The 14,554-nt window shown below is 72.5% G+C and carries 12 protein-coding genes and 3 pseudogenes; 11 read left to right on the top strand and 4 right to left on the bottom strand.

The features are described 5' to 3' along the window. Positions 1–12 precede the first annotated feature (12 nt). The 3 genes and pseudogenes from ADL25_RS41805 to ADL25_RS47435 all read left to right on the top strand — a co-directional run. Positions 13–798, top strand: coding sequence for an SDR family oxidoreductase (locus ADL25_RS41805; RefSeq protein WP_059133173.1), 786 nt, complete (start codon positions 13–15; stop codon positions 796–798). 123 nt (positions 799–921) lie between these two features. Further along, positions 922–1,533 (top strand): TetR/AcrR family transcriptional regulator, encoded by a 612-nt coding sequence (locus tag ADL25_RS41800; RefSeq protein WP_059133172.1) that lies wholly within the window; start codon positions 922–924, stop codon positions 1,531–1,533. A gap of 37 nt (positions 1,534–1,570) precedes the next feature. Continuing rightward, a pseudogene (locus ADL25_RS47435) lies at positions 1,571–1,726 on the top strand (acetyl-CoA C-acetyltransferase); the annotation flags it as partial. Here ADL25_RS47435 and ADL25_RS47430 read toward each other — a convergent pair. Both ADL25_RS47430 and ADL25_RS41790 read right to left on the bottom strand, forming a co-directional pair. Next, a pseudogene (locus tag ADL25_RS47430) lies at positions 1,724–2,287 on the bottom strand (CoA transferase subunit A); the annotation flags it as partial. The pseudogenes ADL25_RS47435 and ADL25_RS47430 sit on opposite strands and share 3 nt — an antisense overlap. Continuing rightward, positions 2,284–3,027 carry an enoyl-CoA hydratase family protein gene (locus tag ADL25_RS41790; protein ID WP_059133170.1) on the bottom strand — a complete coding sequence of 248 codons (744 nt, stop codon included), beginning with the start codon at positions 3,025–3,027 and terminating at the stop codon, positions 2,284–2,286. The pseudogene ADL25_RS47430 and the gene ADL25_RS41790, both read right to left, overlap by 4 nt. A gap of 82 nt (positions 3,028–3,109) precedes the next feature. Between ADL25_RS41790 and ADL25_RS41785 the strand changes: the two are divergent. After that, a pseudogene (locus ADL25_RS41785) lies at positions 3,110–4,026 on the top strand (SDR family oxidoreductase). Continuing rightward, positions 3,996–4,928 (top strand): SDR family oxidoreductase, encoded by a 933-nt coding sequence (locus ADL25_RS41780; RefSeq protein ID WP_059133169.1) that lies wholly within the window; start codon positions 3,996–3,998, stop codon positions 4,926–4,928. The pseudogene ADL25_RS41785 and the gene ADL25_RS41780 overlap by 31 nt, the downstream one beginning before the upstream one ends. A gap of 70 nt (positions 4,929–4,998) precedes the next feature. On the opposite strand, the gene ADL25_RS41775 is transcribed toward ADL25_RS41780, so the two are convergent. Beyond that, positions 4,999–5,742, bottom strand: a complete 744-nt coding sequence (locus tag ADL25_RS41775) for an ankyrin repeat domain-containing protein (protein WP_059133168.1) — start codon at positions 5,740–5,742, stop codon at positions 4,999–5,001. A gap of 103 nt (positions 5,743–5,845) precedes the next feature. Next, positions 5,846–6,742 (bottom strand): hypothetical protein, encoded by an 897-nt coding sequence (locus ADL25_RS41770; protein ID WP_059133167.1) that lies wholly within the window; start codon positions 6,740–6,742, stop codon positions 5,846–5,848. Between the two features lie 227 nt (positions 6,743–6,969). Here ADL25_RS41770 and ADL25_RS41765 point away from each other — a divergent pair, with 227 nt between their 5' ends. The 6 genes from ADL25_RS41765 (at position 6,970) to ADL25_RS41740 (ending at position 14,519) form a co-directional block, all read left to right on the top strand. Beyond that, positions 6,970–7,749, top strand: a complete 780-nt coding sequence (locus tag ADL25_RS41765; protein WP_234381271.1) for a S1 family peptidase — start codon at positions 6,970–6,972, stop codon at positions 7,747–7,749. A gap of 168 nt (positions 7,750–7,917) precedes the next feature. Next, complete coding sequence (locus tag ADL25_RS41760; RefSeq protein WP_059133166.1) at positions 7,918–8,274, top strand: chorismate mutase; 357 nt, start codon at positions 7,918–7,920, stop codon at positions 8,272–8,274. A gap of 162 nt (positions 8,275–8,436) precedes the next feature. Further along, positions 8,437–8,994: a response regulator gene (locus ADL25_RS41755; RefSeq protein WP_059133165.1), complete on the top strand. Its 558-nt coding sequence runs from the start codon at positions 8,437–8,439 to the stop codon at positions 8,992–8,994. Positions 8,995–9,041: 47 nt separating this feature from the next. Beyond that, positions 9,042–11,579, top strand: coding sequence for an aminopeptidase N (gene pepN, locus ADL25_RS41750; RefSeq protein ID WP_059133164.1), 2,538 nt, complete (start codon positions 9,042–9,044; stop codon positions 11,577–11,579). Between the two features lie 178 nt (positions 11,580–11,757). After that, positions 11,758–13,113 carry a pyridoxal phosphate-dependent decarboxylase family protein gene (locus ADL25_RS41745; RefSeq protein ID WP_059133163.1) on the top strand — a complete coding sequence of 452 codons (1,356 nt, stop codon included), beginning with the start codon at positions 11,758–11,760 and terminating at the stop codon, positions 13,111–13,113. Further along, positions 13,110–14,519: a lysine N(6)-hydroxylase/L-ornithine N(5)-oxygenase family protein gene (locus ADL25_RS41740; protein ID WP_059133162.1), complete on the top strand. Its 1,410-nt coding sequence runs from the start codon at positions 13,110–13,112 to the stop codon at positions 14,517–14,519. Before ADL25_RS41745 ends, ADL25_RS41740 begins: the two co-directional genes overlap by 4 nt. Positions 14,520–14,554 lie beyond the last annotated feature (35 nt).

Raw genomic sequence — 14,554 nt, 5'->3', positions numbered from 1 at the left:
TAGCGTGGACCCATGACAGGCGTCGAGAGTCCGTCCTACGTGGCCGCTCACGGGCTGCTGGAGGGACGCACCGCCGTGATCACCGCGGCGGCCGGTGAGGGCATCGGGGGAGCGACCGCGCGCCGGTTCCTGGAGGAGGGTGCTCGCGTACTGATCAGCGACGCGCATGTGCGCCGGCTCGAGGAACACGAGGCGGAGCTGAGCCGGGAGTTCGGGGACGCCGTGGCCGCGGCCGCCTGCGACGTCACGGACGAGGCCCAGGTGCACGCCCTGTTCGAGAAGGCCGCCCGGCTGCACGGACGGCTCGACATCGTGGTCAACAACGCCGGCCTCGGCGGCACGGCGTCCCTCGTCGACATGACCGACGAGCAGTGGTCGAAGGTGCTCGACGTGACCCTGGGCGGCACGTTCCGCTGTGTCCGGGCCGCCCTGCGCGCCATGAAGGAGACGAGTGCCGGCGTCATCGTCAACAACGCCTCCGTGGTCGGCTGGCGCGCCCAGTCCGGGCAGGCGCACTATGCCGCCGCGAAGGCGGGCGTGATGGCCCTGACCCGGTGCGCCGCGATCGAGGCCGCCGCCTACGGGGTGCGGGTCAACGCGGTCGCGCCGAGCCTCGCCATGCATCCGCACCTGGCGAAGGTGACCACGCCCGTACTGCTCGAGGAACTGACCGCGCGGGAGGCCTTCGGGCGGTACGCGGAGCCGTGGGAGGTCGCCAATGTGATCGTGTTCCTGGCGTCCGGCTACTCCTCCTACATGACCGGCGAGATCGTCGCCGTCAGCAGTCAGCATGCCTAGGGCCTGTCGTTCGGACCATGCCGGCGTCGGCCGAAAGGCGCGGTCCCTCCCAGCCGACCTGATCCGAACGACAGACCCTGGAGGGGTGCGGTGCCGGCCTGCCGCCGGGATCACAATGGGTCCGTGCCGACCAAGAAGAAGCCCCAGGTGACCGCCGCGCCCGCCCGCCGCCGCGAACTCCTCGACACCGCCGCCGAGGTCTTCGCCGAGCAGGGCTACAACGCCACCACCGTACGCAAGATCGCGGACCATGCCGGGATGCTCGCGGGGAGCCTCTACTACCACTTCGACTCCAAGGAGTCGATGCTGGAGGAGATCCTGCGCACGTTCCTCGACGAGCTCTGGGACGGCTACGACAGCGTCCTCGCCGCCGCACTCGGTCCGCGCGAGACCCTGGAAGCGCTGGTGACGGAGTCCTTCCGGGAGATCGACCGGCACCGCGCGGCCGTCGCGATCTACCAGAAGGAGTCCCGGCAACTCGTGGCGCAGGAACGGTTCACGTTCCTCGCGGAGTCGCAGCGCAAGTTCGAGAAGGCATGGCTGTCGACGCTGGAGCGGGGGGTCGCCGCCCGGACGTTCCGCAGCGACCTCGACGTCCGGCTGACCTACCGGTTCGTGCGCGACACGGTGTGGGTCGCCGCGTCCTGGTACCGCCCCGGCGGACACCACAGCCCCGAGGAGATCGCCCGGCAGTACCTGTCGATGGTGCTCGACGGGATCGCCGTCCGTGAGTAGCGCTCTGTGAACCACCGTCCGTCGCGAGGGAGTCGACATGGCCGAGGCCTACATCGTCGAAGCGGTCCGCACGCCCGTCGGGCGGCGCCGGGGCGGGCTGAGCGGGGTCCATCCGGCCGACCTGGGCGCGCATGTGCTGAAAGCGCTGGTGGCGCGTGCGGGAGTGGACCCGGCCGCCGTGGAGGACGTCCTGACCGTTGCCCAGCCGGTCCGCGCGGTTGACGTGGACCAGGGCGGCGTCCATCCGCAGCGCGGGCATGGCGACGAACTCCTCCTGCCGGGCCGGGACGGCGCCCGCGCCCCCGACCGTCGACGGCCATCGGCCCGCATACGGGGAGGTGACCGTCCGCAGACTCGGGGCGGCCCTCATCACGTCCGAACCGATACCCGCCCGCACCGGCACGAACGGCAGCCTGTTCGCCGCGGCCTGCAGACCCCACATGAACATCGCCTCGTCGACCTCCAGCAGCTCCAGCGCACCGCTCTCCCGGGCCGCGCGGTAGTGCGGTTCCAGCGGGATCGTGTCGAGGGTGACGAACGCGGCGACCAGAGTGCGGATGCGGCCCGCCGCAGCGAGCATGCCGACGTCCGGGCCGCCGTACGAGACGACCGTGAGGTCGGTGACCGGGGAGCGCAGCAGTGCCCGCACCAGGGCCATCGGTTTGCGGCGCGACCCCCAGCCGCCGATGCCGAGGGTCATGCCGCTCTCCAGCCGGGAGACCACCTCGTCGGCGGTCATCGTCTTGTCCCTCATGCGTCCTCCTTGCCGAAGGCGTCCCGGACACGGGCTGCCGTACCGCCGAGCTGCGCCTCGAACGTGAAGCCCTGTTCGAAGCGGTAGCTGCGGCGCACATCCACCGGGTCGATGCCGTTGATGGCCGCCTTGGCGAGACGGAGCAGCCCGCCGTCCTTGGCGGCGATCTCCCGGGCCAGCTCCAGGGCGGCCGCGCGCAGCGCGTCCCTGGGCACCACCCGCCACACCGAGCCGTGCGCGTGCAGCTCGGCCGCCGTCGCCGTGCGTGAGGTGAAGTACAGGGCCCGCATCAGATGCGGGGGGACGAGGCGCGCCAGATGCGTCGCCGCGCCGAGCGCCCCGCGGTCCAGCTCCGGCAGCCCGAAGACGGCGTCCTCGCTCGCCACGACGGTGTCCGCATTGCCCACGAGCCCTATCCCGCCGCCCAGGCAGAACCCCTGGACCGCCGCCACGACCGGGACCTCGCACTCGTACACCGCGGCGAACGCCTCGAAGCACCCGCGGTTGGCACCGATCAGCGCACCGTGGCCCTCGGCCTGTATCTCCTTGATGTCCACACCCGCGTTGAACCCGCGGCCCTCCGCGGCCAGGACGACGCAGCGGACCTCCGGGTCGTGGCCCGCCGACCGCACGGCGTGGGCCAGGTCGAACCAGCCGGTCACCGGCAGTGCGTTCACCGGCGGGAAGTCGGCCGTGACGACCGCTACCCCGATTTCCGGGCGAGAGGTGGAGACACCCATGGGCACATCAGCTACCTTTCCACCAAACGTTTGTTAGGTGCTCTTCGAAGCTAGCAGTCCGCGCAATCCGACGGGAGGCCCTATGGACAACTCGCCCGAGGGGACCGCCGGGAGTCTGCACGGCAGGACCGCCGTCGTCACGGGCGGCACCCGAGGCATCGGGGCCGGTATCGCCCGGGCGTTCCTCGACGCCGGTGCCGCCGTCGTGGTGTGTGCCCGCAGGCCCCCCGAAACCCGCTCGAAGGGGCCGAGTTCGCCCCGCTCGACGTATGCGACCCGGCGGCCGTCCGGGACTTCTTCGACGCGCTGCCCCGCGTCGACGTCCTGGTCAACAACGCGGGCGGCGCCCCGTACCGGCCGCTCGCCGACGCAGGCCCCGAACGGCACGCCCGCGTCCTCGAGCTCAATCTCGTCGCGCCGCTGACCGTCTCGCTCGCTGCGTACGAGCACCTCAGGCGCACCCGGGGAGCCGTGGTGATGATAGGCAGCGTCAGCGGCGGCCGGCCCTCGCCGGGCACCGCCGCGTACGGGGCGGCCAAGGCGGGGCTGGAGAGTCTGGCCCGGTCCATGGCGGTGGAGTGGGCGCCGGAGGTCCGTGTCAACACGCTCGTCGTCGGGATGGTCCGCACCGAGTCGTCGTCCCTGCACTACGGCGGGGAGGACGGTGTCGCGGCCGTCGCGCGCACCGTTCCGCTGGAGCGGCTCGCCGAGCCGTCCGACGTGGGCCGGGCCGCCGTCTTCCTGGCCTCGGACGCCGCCGCGTACATCACCGGCGCGAGCCTTCTCGTCCACGGGGGAGGGGAGCGGCCGGCGTTCCTGGACGCGGCGGCCGCGAACAGGCCCGGCACCTCGGGGACATCGGCACAGGGGCCACCGGCTCGGGGCCGACCGGACAGCGACGACTTGACGACAAGTCGATCCGTCAACAGGAGCGGCACGAACGGAACACTCGGACGAGAGGACACGACGTGCGGGGTATCGCCGACGGCCGAGCAGTGATCGTCACCGGTGCGGGCCGTGGTCTCGGCCGTGCCCACGCCCTCGCGTTCGCCGCCGAGGGCGCGAAGGTCGTCGTCAACGACCTGGGAGTCGGACTCGACGGCGCGCCCGGTGCCGGCAGCCCGGCCGGGCGTGTGGTCGACGAGATCCGTCAGGCAGGCGGCGAGGCCGTCGCGCACCACGGCGACATCGCGACCGACGAGGGTGCCGCGTCGCTGGTGACGACGGCGCTGGAGACCTACGGGCGACTCGACGCCCTCGTCAACAACGCCGGGTTCCTGCGCGACCGGATGCTGGTCAACCTCGGTGAGGACGACTGGGACACGGTCGTGCGGGTCCATCTCAAGGGCCACTTCCTGCCGTTGAGACATGCGGCGGCGCACTGGCGGGCCGAGGCCAAGGCCGGGCGCACCCCGTGTGCCCGTGTCGTCAACACCAGCAGCGGCGCCGGACTGCTGGGTGCCGTGGGACAGGGGAACTACAGCGCGGCCAAGGCGGGCGTCCTCGCTCTGACGCTGGTCGCGGCGGAGGAACTCGGGCCGTACGGCGTGCAGGTCAACGCCATCGCGCCCGCTGCGCGCACCCGGATGACCGAGCGCACGTTCGCCCGGACGATGGCCGCGCCCGGCACGGGCTTCGACGCGATGGCCCCCGAGAACGTCTCGCCCCTGGTCGTCTGGCTCGGCTGCGCCGTGAGTGCCGGGGTCACCGGCCGGGTCTTCGAGGTCGAGGGTGGGCGGATCACGGTCATGGAGGGGTGGCGGCGGGGTCCGAGCGCCGACGGGGGAGTGCGCCGGACCCCGGAGGAGGCGGGGCGGACGGCGCGGGAACTGCTGAAGGACGCCGAGGTGCCGACGGCCGTGTACGGGGCGGGACAGCGCATCCGCGGAGTCCGTTCCTGACGGCACCCCCGGTGGACGGACCGGTGTGCCGCGGGGTTTCGCGGCCGATTCCGAGGGGAGGCGCTGCCCGTCACCCCTCGGTCGTGCCGGGCCCGCCCGCCAGGAGGCCCACTATGACGGCGTGTCCGGTCTGCTGGTCGTTCCCCGCAACGGGCCGCCCGTCACGCAGGAGCGTGACCTCGACGGTCACCGTGCCGGGCTCCTGTTCGAAGCGGCGCGTGTCGTACGCGTGGCCGGGTCCGTGCGTCGTCTCGAGGCCCGCACGGAGCTCCGCCGCGACGTCCAGCCGCAACCAGCGCCGCGCCTCGGCGAGTGCTTCCCGCCGGGCCCGCGCCCCGTGGGTCAGCAGCGCCTGCACGCAGTCCGGGGAGCCCCGCCGGGCGGCCGCCACCAGCGGCGGCCGGCCCCCGGGGCCGGGCAGGTCGGGGTCCGCGCCCGCGGCGAGCAGCGCCCGGACGATGTCGGCATGCCCCAGTTGCACCGCCCACGTCAGCGCCCGGAACCCGTACTCCTCCTCCAGATCCGCCGTCGCCCCGGCCGCCAGCAGTGCCTGTACGACCTCGGTGTGGCCCCCGCAGGCTGCGCCGCACAGCGGTGCGTCGGCGTCCGCGCTGAGGCGGTCGGGGTCGGCGCCGGCCGCCAGCAGCAGCCGTACGATGCCCGGTGCGTCGCCCACCGACGCCAGGTACAGGGCCGTTTGGCCCTCCGCGTCCGCCGACTCCGGGCTCGCGCCCGAGCGCAGCAGCCGTACGACCGTGTCCTCGTCTCCTTCGTGCACCGCCGTGATCAGCTCCGGCGGTTCGTGCGTGTCCATGTATCGACCCTCGCCTGTCCACGGCGCCCCGGGCAAAGACATTTGAGGTGTTCCGCGCCACCTCGAAGCCGTCTTGCGGGTGCCGATGGGTGCTCGCCGCGTCTCAGGTGTCGCACTCGAGCACCGTCCGGCACAGCCCGCAGCGCGCCCGCACCCGCCCCTGCACGGGCACTCTGATGCGCTGATGGCAGGTCGGGCAGGGGAAGGAGACGCTCAGCGGGCCCCGGCCGGCCGTGCTGAAGGAGTACGGCGCGCCCGGATGCGCGCCGGGGTCGCAGTGGTCCTGGGCGTAGCGGCGGTCCTTGGCGTAGCGGCGGCGGCCCGCCCAGCCGGCCGCCGTGAGCGGCGGCTGCTGCTCGTCGCGGCGGGCCTGGGCCAGACCCTTGGTGTACGCCGTGTACGCCTGCGGGCTGGTGAACCAGATCGCCGGGTCCTCCCCGAACAGCAGCGCCCGCTTGGCGAGGACGTAGCCGAACTCCTCCGGGGTCAGATAGCCGAGCTTCTGCGACGAGGCCGCGTCCTCGCGGTAGGCGTCGAGGAGCAGCCAGCCCGCCCCCAGGTAGGCCGCCGCGGTGTCGGTGAGGATCTCGTTGTCGCGCGTGCCGTGGAAGGCCAGATCGAGGCGGTGCAGAAAGACGTGCATCACCTCGTGCGCGAGGGCGGCGCCGATGTCCCTGCGGTGGGCGCGGAACCGGTCGTTCAGCTCGATGAAGTACTCCGGGCCCGCGGTCAGTTCCACGTACGCGGCATGGGTCATCTCGCGAAAGCTGATGATCATACGTGCGTCCGGCAGTCCGTAGTGCCGCACCAGTTCGTGTGCCACGCGCTGAGCGCCCAGGTGCAGGTCGTCCTGGTCGGAGAACGCCACGTCGGCGGGGGGCACGCTGACCGCGAAGCTGCGGACGGTGTCGTACGAGAGTCGCTTGTACAACGCGGTGATCGCCGCCCGCACCGTGTCCAGATGCGGAAATCCGTGCTCGACCGGGCCGCCGTTCGCCACGTCCGTACCCCCTGAAGGCGCCAGCACTGACTCCACTGTAGGCGTGCCTCCTCCCGGTGGTGGGCGTGTGCGCGCCGACGGCGCCCGTGCCGCGCCGCGCGGTGGCCGGAAACCGGTTCTTGTCCCGCCTGCCCGGCTCTCCGACCATGGCGTCAGGCTTTGGCGGGAGCATGTCAGGTACTGATGTGCTGCCGTCCTGCGGCCAACCCCCCACGGAAGGAAAGACGTTGAAGTTCCTGAAGAAGACAGGCGGCCTCACAAGAGCACTCGCGGCCCTCACCGTCGTGCTCGCCGCCCTCTCGCTCCAGCCGTCGGCCGCGCAGGCGGCTCCCCGGCCCGTCGTCGGCGGCACCCGTGCCGCCCAGGGCGAGTTCCCGTTCATGGTGCGGCTGTCCATGGGCTGCGGCGGCGCCCTGTACGCCAAGAACGTGGTGCTGACCGCCGCGCACTGCGTGGACGGCTCGGGCAGCACCACCTCCATCACCGCCACCGCCGGCGTCGTCGACCTGCAGAGCGGCAGCGCGGTCAAGGTGAGATCGACGAAGGTGCTGCAGGCCCCCGGCTACAACGGCAAGGGCAGGGACTGGGCGCTGATCAAACTCGCCCAGCCCATCGACCTGCCCACCCTCAAGATCGCCACGACCACCGCCTACAACCGCGGTGACTTCACCGTCGCCGGCTGGGGCGCGGCCCGGGAAGGCGGCGGCCAGCAGCGCTATCTGCTCAAGGCCACGGTCCCCTTCGTCGACGACGCCACCTGCCGGCAGGCCTACGGCAGTGATCTCGTGCCCGGTGAGGAGATCTGCGCCGGATTCCCGCAGGGCGGCGTCGACACCTGCCAGGGCGACTCCGGCGGGCCCATGTTCCGCAAGGACGACACCGGCGCGTACCTCCAGGTCGGGATCGTCAGCTGGGGCGAAGGCTGCGCACGGGCCGGCTACCCCGGCGTCTACACCGAGGTCTCGACGTTCGCCGCCGACATAGCCCGGGCCGCGTCCGGCCTGTGAACCGGCCCCTGTGACCGTCCCCGGCGGACACGAAGGCGCCCGCGGCCGGTCCCGGCCGCGGGCGCCCGACCTCCGGACATGTCCGGACGCGGAGACCGCGCCGCCGCGGCGATCCGCACTGCGGACGGGAACTGTCCGGCGGGCGCCCGCCCCGTAGGGTGGTCGGCCATGAACACCCGCCACACCGCCGCCGACGTCGCCCCGGCCGTCCGCGCCGAGCTCGTCCGGCTACGCGACAGCATCGACAACATCGACGCCGCCGTCGTGTACATGCTCGCTGAGCGCTTCAAGTGCACCCAGCAGGTCGGCCATCTCAAGGCCGCCCACCAGTTGCCGCCCGCCGACCCGGCCCGCGAGGCCGCCCAGATCGCCCGGCTGCGCAGGCTCGCGGAGAACGCCAAGCTCGACCCCGCGTTCGCCGAGAAGCTTCTCAACTTCATCATCGCCGAGGTCATCCGCCACCATGAGCGCATCGCGGACGACGCCGGCGTCACCACCGACCCCACCGACTCCTCGGGCGAGTGACGTCAGGCACCCCACCGGGCACTTGGTGCTGAATGGCCCCCCTTGTGGGCCGACCGGGCGTATCGTGGCCGGTCGGTCGGGTGACTCTTTGTCAGGTCAAAGGTACGCGGGGTAAGACGGTTCGGGCATATGCTGGTTGTCCAAGCGAGGGGACGTCGGGCCATGCCGTCTGATGCCAGGATTCTCATTGTCGACGACCATGAGGACACGCTGTACGCGCTGGAGAGCACCCTCGCCCCGCTGGGCTACCGGCTGGCCCGCGCCACCAGCGGCGACGACGCCCTCAAGGAGGTCCTGCGCGGCAGGGTCGGACTGCTTCTTCTCGATGTGCACATGCCCAAGGTCAGCGGCCTCGACGTCGTGCGCTACATGCGGCGCGTGGCACAGACCCAGCACATCCCGATCATCCTGCTGACCGGCTTCGGCCCCGACACCGAACTCGCCTCCGCCGCCTTCGGGCTCGGCGTCGCCGACCTGATGATGAAACCCGTCGACCCCTGGACCCTGCGGACCAAGGTCCGCTACCTCTACGACAGTCACCAGCGCTTCCAGAGCCTGGAACAGGAGGTGCGCGTCCTGCGGGCCCGGCTCGAGGAGTGCGTCGCGCCCCGGGCGACCGCCCTGTCCCACCCGGGCTCACGCCTCCCGGGCCAGCGGGAGGACCCCGCGGGCGAACCGGACTCCGGCACCCCGGAGGAGCGGTACGAGCGGCGGACATGACGCCGGTACCGGACTGCCCCTGTGCCCCGTCGGCGGCATCGGGCAGCATGTCCCCCATGTCCGTACTGACGCGCGACGAAGCGCAGACCCGTGCCCGGCTCCTCGACGTCCACCGCTACGAGATCGCACTCGACCTGACCCGCGGCGACGAGACCTTCGACTCCCGTACCGTCATCCGCTTCTCGGTGGGCGGGGACCAGAAGGCCGCGGACACCTTCGTCGAGCTCAAGCCCGCCGAACTGCGCTCCGCGACGCTGGACGGACACCCCCTCGACCCCGAGACGCTCGCCGAGAACCGGCTGCCGCTGAAGGACCTCACCGCGGGCGAGCACGAACTGCGCATCGACGCCTCCATGCGCTACTCGCGCACCGGCGAGGGCATGCACCGCTTCACCGACCCCACCGACGGCGAGACCTATGTCTACACCCAGCTGTTCATGGACGACGTCCAGCGGGTGTTCGCCGCCTTCGACCAGCCCGACCTCAAGGCCGTCTTCGACCTCACCGTCAGTGCACCCGAGGGCTGGAGCGTCCTCGCCAACGGGGTCACCACCCAGCAGGACGACGGCACCTGGCGCGCCGCCGCGACGCCGCTGATCTCCACCTACCTGGTCGCCGTCGCCGCCGGACCCTGGCACTCCGTGCACACCGAACACCGCGGACTGCCCTTCGGCATCCACTGCCGACGCTCCCTCGCCCCCCATCTCGACACCGACGCGGACGAGCTCTTCGAGATCACCCGCCAGTGCTTCGACCGCTACCACGAGAAGTTCGACGAGCCGTACCCCTTCGACTCCTACGACCAGGCGTTCGTCCCCGAATTCAACGCCGGTGCCATGGAGAACCCCGGACTCGTCACCTTCCGCGACGAGTTCGTCTACCGCTCCGCCGTCACCGACACCCAGCGCCAGACCCGCGCCATGGTCGTCGCCCACGAGATGGCCCACATGTGGTTCGGCGACCTCGTCACCCTGCGCTGGTGGGACGACATCTGGCTGAACGAGTCCTTCGCCGAGTACATGGGCTACCAGACCCTCACCGAAGCCACCCGCTTCACCGACACCTGGACCGACTTCGGCGTCACCCGCAAGGCCTGGGGCTACGACGCCGACCAGCGCCCCTCCACCCACCCGGTGGCCCCCGAAGCGGTCGAGGACACCGCCTCCGCGCTCCTCAACTTCGACGGCATCTCCTACGCCAAGGGCGCCTCCGCCCTGCGCCAGCTGGTGGCCTGGCTCGGTGAGAAGGACTTCCTCGCGGGCATCAACAACCATTTCGCCCGCCACCGCTTCGGCAACGCCACCCTCGCCGACTTCATCGACTCCCTCGCCGACGCGACCGATCGCGACGTGCACGCCTGGGCCGACGCCTGGCTGCGCACCACCGGCGTCGACACCCTCACCCCGCGCCTCACCCGGAGCGACGACGGCACCTGCTCCCTCACCGTCGACCACGACGGCAGCCGGCCGCACCACATCGCCGTCGGCCTGTACGACCAGACCGTCGGCGACGGTGACGGCCTCGCCCTGCGCGAGCGGCTCGCCCTGGACATCCCGCAGACGGCCCCGCAGCCCCTCGGCAAGCGCCCCGCCCTGATCCTGGTCAACGACGGCGACCTCACCTACGCCAAGGTCCGCTTCGACCCCGAGTCCTTCGAGACCGTCCGGGACGCCCTGTCCAGGCTGCCCGACCCGCTCACCCGCGCGGTCGTGTGGAACGCCCTGCGCGACGCCGTGCGCGACGGGGACCTGCCCGCCGGCGCCTACCTGGAGACCGCCCGGGCCCACCTGCCCCACGAAACCGACCTGGCCCTCGTCGAAGGCGTCCTCGCCTTCGCCGCCGGCCACGTCACCGACCGCTACCTGCCCGCCTTCACACCGGCCCCGCGCGAGCAGGCGGGCACCGTCCTGGACCGGGCCGCCGCCCTCGCCACCCTCAGCGCGCTGTGCCGCGACCTCATCCGCCGCACCGAGGACGGCTCCCACTCCGGGCTGCGCCTGATCGCCGTACGGCACTTCATCGACTCCGCCGCCCACCCCGACACCATCGCCGCCTGGCTGGCCGAGGGCACCGTACCCGGCGGACCCGAACTCGACCCCGAACTGCGCTGGCGCATCCTCGCCCGCCTCGCCGTCCTCGGCGCCGTGGACGAGACGGCGATCGCCGCCGAGCTCGCCCACGACCCAAGCGCCACCGGCCGGGAGGGCGCGGCCCGTTGCCGCGCCGCCCTGCCCGACGCCGACGCCAAGCGGCGGGCCTGGGAGGCGATGTTCGCCACCGACGAGCTGTCCAACTACCTGTTCACCGCCACCGCACAGGGCTTCTGGCAGCCCGAACAGGCCGACCTCGTCGAGGAGTACGTCGACCGCTACTGGACCGACGCACCCGCCGTCGCCGCCCGCCGGGGACCGGCCATCGCCACCGCGGCGGGCCGCTGGGCCTTCCCCCGCTACGCGGTCGACGCGGACACCCTGCGCCGGGGCGAGCAGTGCCTGCACGAGGCAGATCTCGTCCCGGCCCTGCACCGGAAGATCGCCGATGAACTGGACGACCTGGCCAGGGCGTTGCGCATCCGCGAGGCGTGATCGGGCCGTCCGCGGGCCGGCGCCCACGGACGGACGCCGGCCGGCGGCGCATATGCCATCCCCGGGCACTTCCCCGCCAGGGCAGTACCCCCTTTCGGGTCGGATCGTTGTGCTCTTCGGGCCGGACCAGCCTTTGCGCGTGCAGGCTTGGGCAACCCCCGCGCCTGGAGGACGTCCCATGAGCCTGCCGCCCCTCGCCTCAGGACCAGATGGTCCGCACGCCCTGCGGCCACTGCTCGGTGCCGTCCTCGACGCCATCGAGGACGGCACCCGGGCCCGGGGCGGACCCCTGCCCGCGGGCGGACCCGAAGCGGTCGCCGCCCGGCTGCGCGACGCCGTGGGCGACGTACTGCCGGCCAAGGGAGACCCGGACGCCGTCCGAACAGTCGTACGCGCCCTCGCCGCAGGCGCCGCCGACCCCGCCGACCCCCTGTGCGCCGCCCACCTGCACTGCCCGCCCCTCGCGGTCGCCGCCGCCGCCGACCTGGCCGCCAGCGCGCTCAACCCCTCGCTCGACTCCTGGGACCAGGCACCCGCCGCCTCAGCCCTCGAAGCACTGGTGACGCGGGCCCTCGCCCAGGAGGCGGGCGCCGCCGACTCCCTGGTCACCACCGGCGGCACCGAGTCCAACCAACTGGCCCTGCTCCTCGCCCGGGAGATCCTCGGCAAAGTCCGGCTCGTCTGCGGCGCCGGAGCCCACCACTCCCTGAGGCGTGCCACCTGGCTCCTCGGGCTGCCCGAACCCGTCGTCGTCCCCGCCGCGGACGGCATCCTGCAGGCGGAGGCCCTCGATGCCGCGCTCACCGGCCTCTCCGGGCCCCTGCTCGTCGCCGCCACCGCGGGCACCACCGACGCCGGGCTCATCGACCCGCTGCCGGAGATCGCCGACGTGTGCGCCGCGCACGGTGCCCGCCTGCACATCGACGGCGCCTACGGAGGCGGACTGCTCTTCAGCGACCTCCACCGCACCCGGCTCGCCGGCCTCGAGCGGGCCGACACCCTCACCCTCGACCTGCACAAACTCGGCTGGCAGCCCGTCGCCGCCGGACTTCTCGCCGTCCGCGACCCCGGCGACCTGCACACCCTGCGGCATCGCGCCGACTACCTCAACGCCGACGACGACACCGACGCCGGGCTGCCCGACCTGCTCGGACGCTCCCTGCGCACCACCCGGCGCCCGGACATCCTCAAGATCGCCGTCACCCTCAAGACTCTCGGCCGCAGCGGACTGGGCACCCTCGTCGACCACGTCTGCGCCCACGCACAGGAGTTCGCCGACCTCGTCCGGGCGCACCCCGCCTTCGAGCTCTACGCCCCGCCCCCCATCAGCACCGTACTGTTCAGGCCCGCGGCGGTCTCCGACGACACCGTCGCCGCGGTGCGCCGCACCCTCCTTCACGACGGCCGTGCCGTCCTCGGCCGCGCCCGGCTGGGCGGCCGACTCTGGCTCAAGGCCACCCTCCTCAACCCCCACACCCGGCCCGGCGATCTAGCCGCACTCCTGAACCTGGTGGAAGGAAGCACGCCCCGATGACCACCCCCCCACACCACGAGCCCCCAGCGCCCCGCGACCTGGTCGGCATCGGCATCGGCCCGTTCAACCTCTCCCTCGCCGCCCTCGCCCACCCGCTCGCCGAACTCGACACCGCGTTCTACGAGCAGCGCCCCGGCTTCGACTGGCACCCCGGTCTCCTCATCGACGGTGCCACCCTCCAGGTCCCCTTCCTGGCCGACCTGGTGACCCTCGCCGACCCCGCCAGCCCCTGGTCCTTCCTCAACTACCTCAAGAGCTGCGACCGGCTCTTCCCCTTCTACTTCGCCGAACGCTTCCACATCCAGCGCGCCGAGTACGACGCCTACTGCCGCTGGGTCTCCGGCAACCTCCCCGAACTGCACTTCGGCCACCAGGTCGACGCCGTCCGCTGGAACGGCGCCGACAAGGTCTTCGAGGTCGACTACACCCGGCTCGGCAAGGACGGCGCGGGCGAAGCCCTCGGCCGCACCCGCACGCGCAACATCGTCCTCGGCGTCGGCACCGAACCGTATGTGCCCGAACCCCTGCGACCCCTCGTCGAAGCCCCCGGGACACCCGTCATCCACGCCGCGGAGTACCTGCGGCACCGCACGGCCTTCCTAGCCGCCGACCACATCACCGTCGTCGGAGCGGGCCAGTCCGGCGCCGAGGTCTTCCTCGACCTCCTGCGCCACCGCCCCGTCGGCCGGGAGCGGATCCACTGGCTCGCCCGGACCGAGGCCTTCGCCCCCATGGAGTACTCCAAACTCGGCCTGGAGCACTTCACCCCCGACTACACGCGCTACTTCCACGCGCTCGCCGAACCCGTGCGCGACGGTCTCGTCTCCGCCCAGTGGCAGCTCCACAAGGGCATCGACGCCGACACCATCGCCGCCATCCACGACGAGCTCTACCGCCGCACCCTCCAGGGCGGCTGGCCCGACGCCGTCCTCACACCCGGCGTCCACGTCCGCACCGCCGGGCGCGCCGCCCCCAGCCGGATCGAACTCCATCTCGAACACGTCCAGCAGAACACCCGCTCGCGGCTCGCCACCGACGCCGTGGTCCTCGCCACCGGCTACCGCGAACGGCCCCTCGGCCGCATCCTCGCCGGACTGGAACACCGGCTCAGCCGCGACGGCAGCGGACGCCCCCGCATCGACGACCGGTTCCGCCTGGTCCTCGACCGCGCCGTCACCGGCTCCGTGTACGTCCAGAACGCCGAACTCCACACCCACGGAGTCGGCACCCCCGACCTCGGCCTCGCCGCGTGGCGCAGCGCCACCATCCTCAACTCCCTGACCGGCAGGGAGCCCTACCCCCTGCCCCGGCGCACCGCCTTCACCACCTTCGGACTCCGGCAGCCGGGCCTGATCCCGCCGACCCGGCGCCCCATGGACCTCACCCCGCTGGGCGACGGACGCTAGGGCGGCCGGCGAGGGCCCGCACGCCGACGGCGCCG

Source organism: Streptomyces sp. NRRL F-5122, assembly GCF_001507435.1.
In the GTDB taxonomy this organism is placed as follows: Bacteria; Actinomycetota; Actinomycetes; order Streptomycetales; family Streptomycetaceae; genus Streptomyces; species Streptomyces lannensis.
Note: the sequence above shows the minus strand (reverse complement) of the source record. Positions and strands in the feature narration are given on the sequence as shown.